Genomic DNA, 15,354 nt, shown 5'->3' on the forward strand with positions numbered 1-15,354 from the left:
TGCGTGTGCCCCTCTCTTTCAGGCGCGTGGCAGCAGCACTTTCCTTGGTGCTGCTGCCATTCGGCGTGTCTGAAGAGGGGGCAAGCGCGCAGGCCCCTATCCAGAACGATGGTGCCGTCACAATCGGCACGATTGAGAACACTGCCCAGGCATCGTGGCAGGTGTTGGGACGTCCGGTGCAGACCACGTCCAATACTGTGACTTTCAACGTCACGCTTCCGCCTCCAGAAATCCGTGCGTTCCGTCCCGCGCCGCAAGGCACCATTGAACTGAATTTCCGTGCGCCGCTGTGCAGCGCAGGCGGACAATCGATTCAAGGTGCGGCGGGCGGAACCGCGGCTGGCGCAGATGGCTCTGCGATTGCGATCACTCCGGCAGGCGGAATGGTCGAACAGACCAGCACTGTGCGCGCCGGTCAGACGGTGCTGTTTGAAGTCACCGCTTTTGCCGCCAACACTGATCCCGGCGAAGTTGACCAATTGACCATTACGATCACCACTTCGACCGGTGACCGTGAAACCGAAACAATCTTTGAAACCGGCGTCGATACGGGCGTATTCGTCGGCCAGATCGATACGATCCGAATGCCCCCCGGTGCAGTTCACAACGATTGCCAGCTGAGTATTGCCGACGGCGCAGACATTTCCATTGCGGCCTTTTTGCCCGGCGAAACCTCAGTGATTGTCGAAATGCAGGTCGATGTGCTCGCCGATCCGTTCGGTGTAGTGTTCGACAGCGAGACGGGTGAGCCGGTGAACGGTGCGCGCGTTACCTTGGTCGACGCTGTTACCGGTCAGCCTGCCACCGTGTTTGCGCAGGACGGGGTTACAGCATGGCCCTCCAGCGTCATTTCCGGCCAGTCGATCACCGACGGGGCAGGGCGCGTCACCGATCTTGATGCGGGCGAGTTCTGGTTCCCGCTGACCTTTCTGGGCACATATCGCCTTCAAATTGAGCCGCCTGCGCCTTACTCCGCGCCTTCGCGGGTTAGCCCGGCCAGCCTTTCACAGCTTTCGCGGCCTGATGGGCGCGGCTTTGTCATTCTCGATGCTTCGTTTGGTGCGCAATTCGCGCTGTCCGACCCCACCCCTGTCCAGGTCGATATTCCGCTCGACCGGCCCAGCCTCGATATCGGGCTGGTCAAAACAGCCTCGCGTCAGCGGGTGCAGCCGGGCGACGTGGTGTTCTATTCGATCACTGCGAGCAACACCGACCGCTCGCGGCCAAAGCGCGATGTGGTGATTAGCGATATACCCTCGCGCTTTCTGCGACTGCGTCCCGACAGCATCCGCATCGACGGAGCCGCCGCGCCGGGCGCGGTAAGCATCGCGCCCGATGGCGGCTCGATCACCGTTGCGCTCGGTGATATTCCGGGCGGGACATCGCGCCGGGTCACCTATGCCATGTCGGTGCGGGCCGATGCCCCACCGGGCCGCGCGCTGAATGACGCAGTGGTTACCGATTCGCTGGGCCGCACCGCCCGCGCCAGCGCCGCTGTCGATATCGAACGTGATGCGATAGCAGACCGGATGACGATCATTGGCCGCATCACTGCGGGCCCATGCACTCTGGACGATCCGCGGCCCGGCATCCCTGGCGTGCGGGTGGTGATGGAAGATGGCAGCTACGCCATTACCGATGTCGATGGCCGTTATCACTTCGAAGGCGTCGTACCGGGCACGCATGTCGTCGCCATTGCCGGAATGACCCTGCCCGAAGGCGCAGAACTGGTCGATTGTCAGAGCGACACTCGTAGCGCAGGCAGTGCAGGCTCGCGTTTTGTGATTGGGCAGGGTGGCAGCCTGCTGGTCGCCGATTTCCATGCGGTCCTGCCTGCCGCTGCGCCCGATGTGCCCGCCGATCCTGTCGCAGCACAAACTGTAACTAGCACGAGAGACCCTGCCGAACCTTCCTTTGCGCCCGACACCGACTGGATCGCGCTGGGTGATGGCGAGGATGGTTTCTTAACGCCGGGAGTTACCGCCAATCCGCGCGCGCCGGCCATCCGCATCGCCATCCGCCACCGCAAGGGACAAAGCGTGGTGCTGCGCGTCAATGGTGAAGAGGTCAGCGGACTTGCTTTTGACGGCACACTCAATCCCGAACGCGGCCAGTTTGCGGTCAGTACCTGGCGCGGGGTCCGGCTTGAAAATGAACGCACCGTGCTCGAAGCCGACATTATCAACAGCTTTGGCAGCGTCAGCAAGACCTTCACCCGCGAAGTGTTCTTCACCAGCACTCCGACCCGTGTCGAACTGGTGCCGGAAATGTCCAACCTGATAGCCGATGGCCGCACGCGCCCGGTTGTCGCCATTCGCGTGCTGGACCGCAACAACCGTCCGCTGCGCGCGGGTGTCTCGGGCAATTTTCAGCTCAATTCCCCCTATGAAAGCGCCGATCAGATTGACCGGCAACAACTCAACCAGTTGACCGGTTTCAACCCGAGCTCGGCGCGCTGGGTGGTCGAAGGAACCGACGGCATTGCACGCATCGAACTTGCCCCGACCATGGTCAGCGGTTCCTTGCGCCTCGATTTCGCCTTTGACGATGGCGAGATTGAGCGTGCCCAACAGCTTGAGGCGTGGATAGAGCCGGGCGATATCGAATGGACCATCGTTGGTCTGGCAGAGGGCACCGTGGGCGCGCGCAGCGTCGCCTATAATATGGACCGCAGCGGGCGGTTCGACAGTGACCTTGGCGATGATGCCCGCGTGGCGCTGTATGCAAAGGGCAGGGTGCTGGGCCGTTACCTGCTGACGCTCGCCTATGACAGCGCCAAACAGCGCGAAGATCAGCGTGTATTGGGGACCATCGACCCGCAAGCCTATTACACGGTGTTTGCCGATGGATCGTCGCGGCGTTTTGATGCGGCCAGCCGGGAGAAGCTGTATGTCCGCATCGAAACCGCGACTTTCTATGCTCTATACGGCGATTTCGAAACCGCTTTCGACCAGACCCGGCTGGCGCGCTACAACCGCACCGCAACCGGTGTCCGGGCCGAGGCTCGGCTGGGTCAGGTGAAGGCCAGCGGCTTTGCTGCAGAAATCTCCAGCCGCCGGCAGCGTGACGAGATTCAGGGGCAGGGGATCAGCGGCCCCTATGATCTGAGCAACCGCAGCATCCTTGCCAATAGCGAGCGGGTGACGATCGAAGTGCGCGACCGGTTCCGTTCGGAACTGATCGTCTCGACCCGAACGTTAACCCGGTTCCTCGATTACGATATCGATCAGCTGTCAGGCACGATCACCTTTTCGCAGCCGGTGTTGAGCCGCGATGACAATCTCAACCCGCAATTCATCATCGCGGAATATGAAACTGACGGGCTGGGCCGCGCAGAGCTGAACGCCGGTTTGCGTGCCGATTGGACCAGCACCGATGGCCGCGTGCGGATCGGCGCCAATGCGATCACCGACAAAGGCGAGGGCGCGCGCACCGATCTGGGATCGCTCGACCTGCGCGCCCGCATTGGTGACAGCACCGAAGTGCGCGGTGAGATCGCCATGAGCCGCAGCGCAGGGGATAATGCTTCCGGCTGGATCGCCGAAATGCAGCACCAGACCGGCAAGCTCGATCTGCTCGCCTATGCCCGCCAGCTTGATGAAGATTACGGGTTTGGACAGCAAAACGGCGCAGAACTGGGTCGGCGCAAGATCGGTGTTGATGGCCGCGTGTTCTTGACCGACGAACTCAGCCTGGTGGGCAGCGCGTGGCAGGATGACAGTCTGACCGACACGTCGCGTCGCCGCGCGGCGCAGGCGCAGCTCAATTTCACGCGCCAGAACACCGATCTGCGGATTGGTCTGACGCATTTCAACGACCGACTCGCCGATGGCACGGGCCAGACATCAAGTGTGATCGAGGCGGGCGCGACACAGCGCTTGTTCGAAAATTCGCTTGAGGTTTCGCTGGCCAGCGCGGTCGCGCTTGATGATGCGGAAAGCGTTGATCTACCTGCCCGCCATCGGATCGGATTGCGCTATGCGGTCACCAACAATGTGCGGTTGATTGGCACATATGAGATCGCAGACGGAGCCAATGGCGATGCGCGGCAATTGCGCGGCGGGATCGAAGCGACCCCGTGGCAAGGAGGCCAGATCGTCACTTCTGTGGGTCAGCAATCGATCAGCGAATTTGGCAACCGCACCTTTGCTTCCTTTGGTCTGGCGCAGACACTGCAAGTGACCCCTGAACTGACCATTGATGCAACCATCGACGGCAACCGGACGCTGAACGGTGCGCCCGGTGCGGATTTGCTGGTCAACCCACTGCAACCGGCGGCGAGCGGCGGCCAGCTCGCCGGCAATCAGCAGTTTGAAGACTTCAACGCAGCCACCATCGGCGCTGCGTGGCGCAAGGATCGCTGGAGCGCGGCAGCGCGCGGCGAATATCGCGATGGCGAGCGGGCAGATCGAAAAGGCGTGACCTTCGGCGCGATCCGCCAGTTGGGCGAGGGCAGCATCGTCGGGTCCGGCGCAACCTGGACCCGCGCCACGGACGAAGGCGGCGCAGCGACCGAGATATTTGATGCCAGCATCGCCTTTGCTCACCGCCCTGACCACTCCGAAATCGCCATGCTGGGCAAACTTGAATATCGCAGCGACCGCGTAACTGGCGGAATTGCCGGGCAGGCAGGCGCAGCCGGACGCACCGCTTTGATCGTCGATGGCGATGCAACGTCGCGCCGTCTGGTCGCCAGCTGGTCAACCAACTGGAGCCCGCGCGGCTGGGACGTGGATGATAGCGGCATCAAACATCAGACCCGCCGGGATGAATATTCGCTGTTTGTCGGCGGGCGCTATAATTTCGATGAATTTGAAGGGACCGAATTTTCGGGCACCACCGTGCTTGTCGGTGCCGATGCGCGCATCGGGATTAGCGAACAGTTCGAAATCGGCGCAAGCGCCACTGTGCGCGCCAATCTGGACGATGACGTCACCAGCTTTGCCTATGGTCCGACCATCGGCTTTGTCCCGGCAGAGGGCATGCTGCTGACGCTCGGATACAATATCGATGGGTTCCGCGACGGCGATTTCTCCGCAGCGCGCAACACCGACAAGGGAGTTTTTGCCGCGGTCCGCTTCAAATTTGACACCGATACGTTCGATTTCCTTGGGCTGGGGCGGTGACATGGAGATGACCCGCAAAATCGGCAATCTAAAGCCCGCGTTAACCATGATCCGGCAGAACTGGACTATGAGTGTATCGCGCCTGACTGCCGGCTTGGAGACCTGCCTGATCGCAGCATCGCGGATGGTGTTGGCGGCGCTTTGTATTGCTTTTGCGCAGCCTGCATTCGCGCAATCGACTTTTACCTATGTCGCCGCAGCCGATGGCACGATCAATGGAACCACAACCTGTACCGGTCCCGCCAATCCGCTCGTGCGGAATTTCACGGTTGCGGACAATTTTACAATTGGCGACGTCAATCTGGGCTTCTTTGCGACCCACACATGGCGCGGTGACATCCGCGTAACCCTGCAAGCGCCCGATGGCACGCGGGTGCAGTTGGTGAATGGCGAGACGAACAGCACCAATGGCGACAATATCAATGTTCTATTGGATGATAGCGCCGCTGTGACGGTCAATTCGACCAATATCACCGCTGCGCATTCGGCCACCAATCCGCCGCCGTTTCAGCATCAGCGCAGCCCCAATTCGGCGCTGTCCGCGTTCAATGGCGGCTCGAGTGCAGGGACTTGGCGGCTCGAAATCTGCGATCTGTTTCCAGGTGCAGACAATGGCAATTTCCGCCATGCAGAGCTTTACCTGACATCGACACCGGCCAATTTTGCAGATCTGTCGCTGACCAAGTCGCTGATCGGTTCGCCGCCCATCCAAGGCGGGACCGCGACCTGGCGTTTGACCGTCACCAGTGCGGCCGCTTCGTCGCAAACCGCCAATGGGGTGGTGGTGCAAGACGCTTTGCCGGCAGGATTTACTTTCGGCACGGCCAGCGGCGATGGCTCGTTCAATTCGGCAACGGGTCAGTGGGACGTTGGCTCCCTTGCGCCAGGTGAAAGCGCTTCGCTGACCATTTCCGGAACGATCAGTCTGGCAGCGGGCGCGAGTGTGATCAACAGTGCTGAGATTACCGCGAGCAGCGTCATCGATCTCGACTCCTCCGTTAACAATGGTGCTGCGGGTGAAGACGACTTCGCCAGTTCCAGTTTCATCGTCCAAAGCGGCCGCGCGCCGGGGGTGCCGCCGCTCTTGTCCTGCCCAGCCGGATTCTCCGTATTCGACTGGGATACAATTTCAGGATGGACTGCCGGATCCACCAGCAACACCTATGCCTTTGCCGGGTTTGGAAACATCGGTTTCAACCTGACCAATGACGGAGCTTATATCAACAACGCTGCTTTCGGCGGGCTATCGCCGACCGTATTCAATGCCTTCACCGGCGGTCTTGTTCCGGGTGAGGACAGTTTGACGGTGGTCGCCAATCAGGCGAATCTGGCCGGTGAGGTGGAGATTACAGTCACTTTACCGCGAGCCTTCACCGGGCTGCAATTTTCGGTATTCGATGTCGATTTCGGAACAAACCAGTTTGCCGATCGGCTCGAAGTTGTGGGGCTGAACAACGGATCACCGGTCAATGCGGCATTGACCAATGGCAATGTCAACTTCATCAGCGGCTCGGCGATCATCGGAGACGGCGCATCCAACACCGACGCCGCGCTTGGCAACGTCGTGGTGACCTTCACTTCCGCCGTCGATACGGTCATTCTGAGATATGGCAACCACACCACCGCGCCCGCCGATCCCGGACAGCAGGGCATCGGGCTGCACGATATTACCGTGTGCAATCCCTTCACCACGCTCAGCGTCAGCAAAGTTAGCTCGATCATTTCTGATCCGGTGAACGGTGCCACCAACCCCAAGGCTCTGCCCGGCGCGAGCGTCGATTATCTTATCACTGTCACCAACACTGGCAGCGAACCGGCCGACGCCGATAGCGTCATGGTCTGGGATGATGGTCCTGCGGATGCGAAAATGTGCCTCATCTCGCGCAGCGGCGGGCCAGTGATCTTCGCTGATCCGGGCAGCAATTCGGGCCTCAGCTACAGCTTCTCCAGTCTCGGTTCGGGCGCAGATGATCTCGAATTCTCGAATGACGACGGCGTGAGCTTTACCTATGTGCCGAGCGATGACGGCACCGGCTGTGATACGGCGATCACCGATTTCCGGGTGCGCCCAGGCGGCAGCTTTCTGGGCGGCGGCAATTTCACGATTACGGTGCGATACCAGATCGAATAGCGGCACCCTGGCCCGTCAAGGCCAAGTGCTGACTGCGCTGTTGCCGCCAATGCGCGGGGGTGTCAGGGATACCGACGATGATTCGCAACCCTGTCAAAGAGCCGTTCTTGCCCACTGAGGGCATCCACAACCTGCGCGATTACGGCGGCTATGCGGCTGCCAGCGGCGCGCAGGTAAAGACCGGGCTGCTGTTTCGCTCGGGTCAGCATATGGAGGCGAGCGCGGCGGATCTTGATGCGATCCAAGCGCTCGACATACGCACCATCATCGATCTGCGCGGCACCAGCGAACGCTCTGGCTTTCCGTGCCGCCGCCATGCGGATTTTGCGGCGCATGTGATCGCCTTTGATGGTGAGACGACCAGTTCCCCTCCACACGAAGGCGGGGGCGGCAGGGTTGAAATGACCCCGGAAAAAGCGCGCGAGCGAATGATTGCGGTCTATACAAAGATGCCGGTGAACCCTGCGATGATCGCCATGTTCACCCGCTATTTCGAAGCCCTTGAAACCCGCGATGGCGGCAGCCTCGTGCATTGCTTTGCGGGCAAGGACCGGACCGGTATCGCCGCCAGCCTGCTGCTGCATGTGCTGGGGGTGCATCATGACGATGTGGTGGGCGAATTCCTGCGCACCAATGACGCGCCGACGCAGCATATTCTGGAACGCCAGTCGCTTCCCCGAATGGAGGCGCATTACGGCATTATCGCGCCAGAAGCCGTGCGCAACCTGATGGGCGTGCGCGAAGAATACATCGCCACCTACTGGACGCAGGTTGAGCGCAGCCATGGCTCTGTCGATGCCTATCTTGCACAAACTTTAGGTGTGGATGAGACAAGGAAAGCTCGCCTGCGCGAACGCCTGTTGACGTGACAAGCGGCGCAGACGCTCCCATATCCTTCGCACCATAAGCCCCTTGCAAGAGACACAACATGGCCACCCATCACACCAGAATGCTCATCATCGGGTCCGGCCCGGCGGGATACAGCGCCGCGATCTATGCAGCGCGTGCGATGCTTGCTCCGATTGTGGTGCAGGGGCTTCAGCCCGGCGGCCAACTTACCATTACCACCGATGTCGAGAATTATCCGGGTTTCCGCGACGTGGTGCAGGGACCGTGGCTGATGGAGGAAATGCAGGCGCAGGCCGAACATGTCGGCACACGGATGATGTGGGACACGATCGTTTCGGTCGATCTGGAAAATGGCCCTCCGTTTCGCGCGATCGGCGACAGCGGCGATGAATATATTGGCGACACTCTGGTGATCTGCACCGGCGCGCAGGCCAAATGGCTGGGTGTTCCGGGCGAACTGGAATTGGGCGGCAAGGGCGTATCGGCCTGCGCAACCTGCGATGGATTTTTCTATCGCGGGAAAAAGGTCGCGGTGATCGGCGGCGGCAACACTGCGGTTGAGGAAGCGCTGTATCTCACCAACCATTCTGACGATGTGACCTTGATCCATCGCCGCGACACGCTGCGGTCGGAGAAGATCCTCGAAGAACGGTTGATGAAGAACCCCAAGATATCGGTGCTGTGGAACAAGGCCGTTGAAAGCTTTGCCGCGGGCGAAAACGGCGCGCTGCATCATCTGATGCTAAAGGACACGCAATCGGGCGAAGCCTCTACACTCGAAGTCGACGGCGCTTTCGTTGCCATTGGACACGCGCCTGCGACCGAGTTGTTCAAGGGCAAGCTTCCAATGGACGCCAGCGGGTATCTGCTGACCGAGCCGGGCACGCCTAAGACCGTGATCCCCGGAGTGTTTGCGGCAGGCGACGTGACCGACCACGTCTATCGTCAGGCGGTAACGGCGGCGGGCATGGGATGCATGGCGGCGCTCGACGGGGAGCGTTACCTTGCTGCGAACCCGCACGATGTGGCGCAGGTTGAGGCGGCGGAATAACCCGCCGCCTTCCTCGCGTTCAGAACACTGCCAGCGCGGCGTGCAGGATCAACGCCATCAACACCACGCTCGATAGTGCAAAGAGCACGAACCGCACGATCACTTTGTTGGCGGTCACTTGCACAATCGAGTGTACCACGCGCAGCCCGACGTAAATCCACGCGAGAAATGCGTTCATCCCGTCGCCTTGGCCAATGATCGCCAGCACGATTGCCACTGCGTAAAACAGAGTGGGCGCTTCGTGTAGGTGATTGTAATTATCAGCCTTCCAATTGACCGCGTCTGGCAGTTTTTGACGCAAGTCCGCCCCAACACCGCCAACTAGGTTCTTGCTGTCAATTCCGGCCTTCTGCATCGCCGGGATGCGGGTGACATACATCCACAGCCAGATAATCATCGTCCAGATCATCAGCGCGATAGCCGGCTGCAGAATGTCCATACCAATCATGTCAGTTCGTGCCCTTTCGATGAATTATTGCGGGGCGAGGCTGGGATCGGCGAACACCGTAGCCAAGACCGCACGGATTGCCAGCACGACCAAGGCGATAGTCGCGCCAATGAACAGCAGGAACCGGATCGGAACCTTGTTGACCAGCACTTGCCACAGCGAATGGACGATCCGCAATCCGACATAGATCCAGGCGAGCAACACGTCCATCGCGCCAGCTCCCATCAACGCAAGGGTCACCACAATTGCGTAGAACAGCGTGGGTTGTTCCGTCAGGTGACTGTAATTGTGCGAGGGCCAATTGACCTTGGGGTCAAGCTGCCCTTCGAGGTCTTGCCCGCGTCCGCCGGGCCGGTCACCCAAGTCAATCCCGGCCTTCTTCATTGCCGGAAGCCGGGCCCCTGCGAGCCAGAACAACATGATAAGTGTCCACACCACCAGCACGGCAGCGGGCGCGAGCATTTGCGCTTGCATTCCAAATCCCCTCTCGAAACGACTCTTGTGCCTAACTGCGAGAGGCGCAAAAGATTGTCAATTGCAACCTACTTTGCGGCTGTTAATTCGCTATAAAAAATCGGTTATCATCCCATCCTTATCTATACAAAACTCCACTGAGCCATCCAATCCAACATAAGCTGGGGTAAACACAACGCATCTCTCCGCGCCTTCTTGAATATTTTTCTTCAGAAGCGCACAGTAATACTCGTTGTAGGCTAAGAACGCGCCAATTCTCTCACCTTGGTGACGGTACTTCAGATAGGCTTTAGCAGAACGATTGGGCAACAACTCATAATCGGGATAAGCCCTTTCTGCATCGGCGCATGCTTCATAATGGTTGACGTTTAGACGTTCAGAGTAAGTCTTGTCATCAATTTCTAACGACGTACCCACTGCCTCATCATTTTCACATGAGGTGCAGATTATAAAAACCAGAACTAAAAACCGCATTTTCATCAGTTTGATCCGACCGTACATGATACCCCAAAACCCTTGTCAACCGCTATCACGGGAAATCCGAAGCCGCTCGCAACACCATCATCACCATTCTCACCGGAGACGGAAGAATATTCTGGATGCCCATGAATAAAAAATGCAGCGCGGCCAAAACTTCTCTCGAAAACCCTCAGCTCTTGCTGAAACACAGACCGACTGATTAAATTGGCGTGGCCTGAAGTAAAAAGTTTACAAAATATATACTTACCTTGACCACTAAGAGTAGAAATTACACCATATACTGTAATAACCGTGGGCTTTGGAATTATAGCGCAATCAAACGAACCTAGCTGTTTTATTCTTTCGATAAACGCGACTTCGCCAAGCATGCTGCCATCTTCATTGCAGATTGCGCTCAGTGCAACCGAGTATGGTTCACTTTGCGGCAAGCACATGCAGCTGGAAATACCCCAGACCGCCGCGTTTGCTCGTCAGGGTCAGGCCATGCTCCGCAGCCAGCCGCGCTGCGGTTTCGGGCAGTGCACTGCGGGTCGCAACGTGGAATTTCGCCAGCCACGCATGGAGCAGCTTTTCCAGCGGCCCCGGCAATCCGCTGAGATCGCCGAAATCAACCACGTGCAATTCGCCGCCGACGGCCAGATGGCGCGCGGCATGGGCAAAGGCACCCTCCCAATCGGGGATCATCGACAGCGAATAGGACAGCACGACCCGGTCGAACCTGTCCTCACCAAATAGCGCGGGCGCATCGAAGCTGCATGCATCGCCTTCGACCAGCCGGGCCTCATCCCCCAATGCCGCGCGCGCGCTCTTGAGCATTTCGGCGGAGATATCGAGGCCATACAGTTTCACCCCCGGCCACGCCTTGGTGATCTTGTCGAGGTTGCGCCCGGTGCCGCAGGCGACTTCGAGCACGCGCGTGCCGGGCCGCGCGTTCAGCCCTTCGATCAGTGTGTCGCGCCCGAACAGATAGTATTTGCGCGTCAGATCATAGATGTGGCGCTGCCCCTTATAGACGCTGTCCATCAGCGCTGCATGGCCGCCCTGTGCTGTTTGTGCGGCCATCAGGCCAGCTCATACAGATGCACGCCGCCATAGATTGACGAACGGTCGCGCGCGGTCAGATCGGCTGATGTCTCTTCGAGATAGCGCCATTTTGACAGGATCGCATCGTCGAGCCGTCCGGGCAGCATGGTTGGCACAGCCGCAGTGCGGAACAGCACGCGCGCGCCGGGACGAGAGGCGCGGGTGATCCGTCCCCACAATTCGTCAAGCTGCGCATTGTTCATCCAGTCTTGCGCATCGAGCAGCACAAACCGGTCCATCGAAGCCTCTTCGCGGTCGCCGATCCAATGCACCATATTGGCGCGCACGACGTCCAGCCGGTCGATCCGCTCGCGCATGATTTCCCAGTTCTTGCGCTGGAGATAGGGCGGCAGCGGTGCCTGTTCGGAACGGTCATAGCCGCGGCCAAAGGCCTGCCAGGCGAAGTAATTGTCCTTGATCTCGAAGTCGCAGGCGAGCTTTTCCAACCGCCGCCGCAGCACCTCTGCCATGCGTTCATCGCCCGCCAACTCGTCAAACTGCGCAGGCGGGATTCCGAGGCCGAACAGCGAGGCGGGCTGATTGGTCAGCCAACGAATGAACTTCTTGTCGAACACCGGAGCGAGTTCCTTCTCAAACACCGCGCGCTGTTCCTCCAACGTTTCGGCCTTGAGCAGTTTGGTCAGGTCGATCTTGTAGAGCTTGGCAAACAGATGCGCGAGGCCGATGAAGTTGCCCAGCAACCCGCGCTTATACAGCCCTTTGGTGAAGTAGCTGATCCGGCGGCGGCCTTTGATGTCGCGCTTTTCCCAGTACTTGCGGCTTTCCGTGTCGAGATGCGGGGCAATCATCTCCTTGTAAACCGCCTTGTTCTCGGCGTGATCGGCATGGCCGAAGAAGCGCTGGAACCGTTCGTAATTGGGCAGATGTCTGATCGCGGTGATCTTGAGCTGGCCCAGCGCGACATGTGCGCGGTTGAGGTCAACCGCTGTCACCTGCGCCGGGTTTGCGGTGAGATAGGACAGCGCGTTGCACGATCCGCTGGCGATGCACATCACGCGGCTGTCGGGCTGGATCGCAAGTCCCTCCATATCGACCACCGGGTCTTCCCAGATCTGCGCATAGACGAGACCGTTGAATGCCAAAGCGAAGGCCTTGTCGAGCAGTTTGTCGCCGACCTTGCCGTCCTTGCGCACCACCGCATCTTCGATGATTCGTTTGGGCTGTATTGTCAGAGTATCAGGCATAGTCTTGATGGCCTTGGTTCGAGGGGGCTGCCGCCCTGCAGGCGGTTAAGCTCTTGTCATATTCGTCCAGCGTGTCGGCAATGTGACGGTTTCCACAGCTAGTCCGCATGTGACAACGTTCGGGCATAGGCTGCAGGGTCGGCATTGCCGCCGGTTACCATGATGACGGTTCCTTCGTCCAACGGCACATTGCCCGCCAGTGCTGCTGCCAGTGCTGCCGCGCCGCCAGGTTCGATCACCAGTTGCAAATGGGCAAAGGCCCAGCGCTGCGCATGGCGCACCTCTGCGTCGGTGACGGTGACGCCCGGCTCGGCTCGGCCGCTCAGCACGTTGAGGTTGATCGGCTTGGTCGCGGTGGGTTGCAGCGCGTCGCAGATCGTGCGCGGCGCGTCCGGCCCTGCGTGGACGATTTCGCCTGCCGCCAGCGCCTGCCCGACCATGTCCCAGCCTTCGGGTTCAACCAGATGGATCGCGCTGTCCGGGCACGCCAGCGCCAGTCCCGCTGCGAGACCGCCGCCGCCGCAGCAGGCGATTATCCGCGTAGGCGCACGCCCCAATTGCGCAGCCGCCTCGATCCCGGCGCTGCCTTGCCCCTCTATCACCCAGGGGTCGCCAAAGGCATGGACGAGCACGCCGCCGCGCTCCGCGATCAGCCGGGCGGCGACCGCGTCGCGGTCCTCTCCGGGACGGTCGTAAAGCACCACTTCGGCACCCAGCGCGCGGGTGCTTGCCAGCTTCACCTCTGGCGCATCGCGTGGCATCACGATGGTTGCCGCGATCCCTAGCCTGCGCGCCGCCCACGCCACGCCCTGCGCATGGTTCCCCGATGACACCGCGACCACCCCGGCCCTGCGTTCTTCGGGTGTCAGGTTGGACAGCCGCCACCAGCCGCCCCTGATCTTGAACGCGCCGATGGGTTGCAGGTTCTCGGCTTTCACCCAGCATACAGTGCCGCCGATCTCCGCCGGCAGCAACGGGGTCGGCGGCAGGATAGCGGCGATGCTGCGCGCGGCGTCGATCACGCCTGCATGGTCCGGAAACCGCGTCATTGCGGCTTACCTCCGCCCTGCCTGACACACTTGACACACTGTCCAGAGGCGAAACTCTGGCCGTCGTCGGCGCGCGGTTCGGTAAAGGCGGTTGGGAGGGCAACTTTAATCATATTCACCCGTTACAGACCTTGCCGCCTGTAGGAAACACCGGATCATTTGAGCGCCCCTGCGCTTTGCCCTAATGGCGTGCGCAAGATTCGATTTTGAAAGGCTCATGTGTATGTCGAAAGTTCTGGTCATCGGGGCAGGGGGCGTCAGCTCGGTCTGCGTTCACAAAATGGCGTTCAACCCCGCTATTTTCCCAGAAATTCACCTTGCCAGCCGGACGAAGTCCAAGTGCGATGCGATTGCCGCCAGCGTGAAGCAGCGCTGCGGCGCCGATATCGCCACCTATGAAATCGACGCCGAGGAAGTCCCGGCGATGATCAACCTGATCAAGAAGGTGGATGCGAGCCTCGTCGTCAATCTCGCGCTGCCGTATCAGGATCTGCCAATCATGGACGCCTGCCTTGCCGCTGGCGTGCACTATCTCGACACCGCCAATTACGAGCCCAAGGACGAGGCGAAGTTCGAATATCACTGGCAATGGGCCTATCACGACCGTTTTGCCGAAGCGGGATTGATGGCGCTGCTGGGTTCGGGGTTCGATCCGGGTGTGACCAGCGTTTTCACCATGTGGCTGAAGAAGCATAAGCTCAAAACGATCCGCCAGCTCGATATTCTCGATTGCAATGGCGGCGATCATGGTCAGGCCTTTGCGACCAATTTCAACCCGGAGATCAACATCCGCGAAGTGACCGCCCCGGCGCGGCATTGGGAAAACGGCGAATTCGTCGAAACCCCGGCGATGGGCAAAAAGGTCGAATTCGACTTCGAGGGGGTTGGCCCCAAGAACATGTACATGATGTATCACGAGGAGCTGGAAAGCCTCGCCAAATTCAACCCCGAAATGGAGCGCGCCCGGTTCTGGATGACGTTCGGCGATGAATATATCAAGCATCTGACTGTGCTGCAGAATGTCGGGATGACGCGGATCGATCCGGTGAAGTATCAGGGCAAGGACATCATCCCGCTGCAATTCCTCGCCGCCGTCCTGCCCCAGCCTGAGACTCTGGGCGAAACGACCAAGGGCAACACCAATATCGGCGTGATTGCCACCGGAGAGGCGCTGGATGGCAACGGCGAAAAGACGTTCTACATCAAGAATATCTGTTCACACGAGGCCGCCTATGAGGAAACCGGCAACCAAGCCGTATCCTACACCACCGGCGTCCCCGCCATGATCGGCGCGGCGATGATGGTGACCGGAAAATGGGCAGGGGACGGCGTGTTCAACGTCGAGGAATTGGACCCCGATCCCTTCATGGAAATGCTCAATGCGCATGGCCTGCCATGGACAGTCGAGGAAATGGACGGGCCGGTTGGGTTCTGATTTTTTCACGCGAAGACGCAAAG

12 protein-coding genes are annotated in these 15,354 nt (G+C 59.8%); 5 read left to right on the top strand and 7 right to left on the bottom strand.

The features are described from left to right. The first annotated feature begins 26 nt into the window (after nt 1-26). The 4 genes from ACM64M_RS06305 to trxB all read left to right on the top strand — a co-directional run bounded on the left by ACM64M_RS06305 (nt 27) and on the right by trxB (nt 9,157). The gene (locus ACM64M_RS06305) at nt 27-5,126 is read left to right on the top strand and encodes a hypothetical protein (RefSeq protein ID WP_416227817.1); all 5,100 of its coding nucleotides are present in this window, start codon (nt 27-29) and stop codon (nt 5,124-5,126) included. A gap of 7 nt (nt 5,127-5,133) precedes the next feature. Next, complete coding sequence (locus ACM64M_RS06310) at nt 5,134-7,257, top strand: proprotein convertase P-domain-containing protein (protein WP_416227818.1); 2,124 nt, start codon at nt 5,134-5,136, stop codon at nt 7,255-7,257. 77 nt (nt 7,258-7,334) lie between these two features. Next, nucleotides 7,335-8,126, top strand: a complete 792-nt coding sequence (locus ACM64M_RS06315) for a tyrosine-protein phosphatase (protein ID WP_416227819.1) — start codon at nt 7,335-7,337, stop codon at nt 8,124-8,126. Nucleotides 8,127-8,185: 59 nt separating this feature from the next. Next, a complete protein-coding gene (trxB, locus tag ACM64M_RS06320; RefSeq protein WP_416227820.1) occupies nt 8,186-9,157 on the top strand; it encodes a thioredoxin-disulfide reductase in 972 nt (323 codons plus the stop codon). 19 nt (nt 9,158-9,176) lie between these two features. On the opposite strand, the gene ACM64M_RS06325 is transcribed toward trxB, so the two are convergent. The 7 genes from ACM64M_RS06325 to ACM64M_RS06355 all read right to left on the bottom strand — a co-directional run bounded on the left by ACM64M_RS06325 (nt 9,177) and on the right by ACM64M_RS06355 (nt 13,896). Further along, nucleotides 9,177-9,605 carry an MAPEG family protein gene (locus tag ACM64M_RS06325; RefSeq protein ID WP_416227821.1) on the bottom strand — a complete coding sequence of 143 codons (429 nt, stop codon included), beginning with the start codon at nt 9,603-9,605 and terminating at the stop codon, nt 9,177-9,179. Nucleotides 9,606-9,629: 24 nt separating this feature from the next. Continuing rightward, entirely contained in the window at nt 9,630-10,079 is a 450-nt protein-coding gene (locus tag ACM64M_RS06330) for an MAPEG family protein (protein ID WP_416227822.1), read from the bottom strand. Between the two features lie 90 nt (nt 10,080-10,169). Then, on the bottom strand, nt 10,170-10,559 hold the full coding sequence (locus ACM64M_RS06335; protein ID WP_416227823.1) for a hypothetical protein: 390 nt from the start codon (nt 10,557-10,559) through the stop codon (nt 10,170-10,172). Beyond that, on the bottom strand, nt 10,559-10,927 hold the full coding sequence (locus tag ACM64M_RS06340; protein ID WP_416227824.1) for a hypothetical protein: 369 nt from the start codon (nt 10,925-10,927) through the stop codon (nt 10,559-10,561). The genes ACM64M_RS06335 and ACM64M_RS06340 overlap by 1 nt, the downstream gene beginning before the upstream one ends. Nucleotides 10,928-10,973: 46 nt before the next feature. Continuing rightward, entirely contained in the window at nt 10,974-11,621 is a 648-nt protein-coding gene (locus ACM64M_RS06345; RefSeq protein WP_416227825.1) for a class I SAM-dependent methyltransferase, read from the bottom strand. Then, a complete protein-coding gene (locus ACM64M_RS06350) occupies nt 11,621-12,847 on the bottom strand; it encodes a DUF3419 family protein (RefSeq protein ID WP_416227826.1) in 1,227 nt (408 codons plus the stop codon). Before ACM64M_RS06350 ends, ACM64M_RS06345 begins: the two co-directional genes overlap by 1 nt. Nucleotides 12,848-12,945: 98 nt before the next feature. Then, nucleotides 12,946-13,896 (bottom strand): threonine ammonia-lyase, encoded by a 951-nt coding sequence (locus tag ACM64M_RS06355; protein ID WP_416227827.1) that lies wholly within the window; start codon nt 13,894-13,896, stop codon nt 12,946-12,948. A gap of 223 nt (nt 13,897-14,119) precedes the next feature. On the opposite strand from ACM64M_RS06355, the gene ACM64M_RS06360 reads away from it, so the two are divergent. After that, nucleotides 14,120-15,331: a saccharopine dehydrogenase family protein gene (locus ACM64M_RS06360; protein ID WP_416227828.1), complete on the top strand. Its 1,212-nt coding sequence runs from the start codon at nt 14,120-14,122 to the stop codon at nt 15,329-15,331. Nucleotides 15,332-15,354: the final 23 nt, after the last annotated feature.

Origin of the sequence: Qipengyuania sp. ASV99, from assembly GCF_047872805.1 — a bacterium.
Classification (GTDB): domain Bacteria; phylum Pseudomonadota; class Alphaproteobacteria; order Sphingomonadales; family Sphingomonadaceae; genus Erythrobacter.

What these genes read in the sequence shown, in the direction of transcription:
- ACM64M_RS06350 (WP_416227826.1), bottom strand. Translation starts at nt 12,847, where the DNA reads ATGCCTGATACTCTGACAATACAGCCCAAACGAATCATCGAAGATGCG.
- ACM64M_RS06330 (WP_416227822.1), bottom strand. Translation starts at nt 10,079, where the DNA reads ATGCAAGCGCAAATGCTCGCGCCCGCTGCCGTGCTGGTGGTGTGGACA.
- trxB (WP_416227820.1), top strand. Translation starts at nt 8,186, where the DNA reads ATGGCCACCCATCACACCAGAATGCTCATCATCGGGTCCGGCCCGGCG.
- ACM64M_RS06340 (WP_416227824.1), bottom strand. Translation starts at nt 10,927, where the DNA reads ATGCTTGGCGAAGTCGCGTTTATCGAAAGAATAAAACAGCTAGGTTCG.
- ACM64M_RS06355 (WP_416227827.1), bottom strand. Translation starts at nt 13,896, where the DNA reads ATGACGCGGTTTCCGGACCATGCAGGCGTGATCGACGCCGCGCGCAGC.
- ACM64M_RS06335 (WP_416227823.1), bottom strand. Translation starts at nt 10,559, where the DNA reads ATGAAAATGCGGTTTTTAGTTCTGGTTTTTATAATCTGCACCTCATGT.
- ACM64M_RS06325 (WP_416227821.1), bottom strand. Translation starts at nt 9,605, where the DNA reads ATGATTGGTATGGACATTCTGCAGCCGGCTATCGCGCTGATGATCTGG.
- ACM64M_RS06310 (WP_416227818.1), top strand. Translation starts at nt 5,134, where the DNA reads ATGACCCGCAAAATCGGCAATCTAAAGCCCGCGTTAACCATGATCCGG.
- ACM64M_RS06345 (WP_416227825.1), bottom strand. Translation starts at nt 11,621, where the DNA reads ATGGCCGCACAAACAGCACAGGGCGGCCATGCAGCGCTGATGGACAGC.
- ACM64M_RS06360 (WP_416227828.1), top strand. Translation starts at nt 14,120, where the DNA reads ATGTCGAAAGTTCTGGTCATCGGGGCAGGGGGCGTCAGCTCGGTCTGC.
- ACM64M_RS06315 (WP_416227819.1), top strand. Translation starts at nt 7,335, where the DNA reads ATGATTCGCAACCCTGTCAAAGAGCCGTTCTTGCCCACTGAGGGCATC.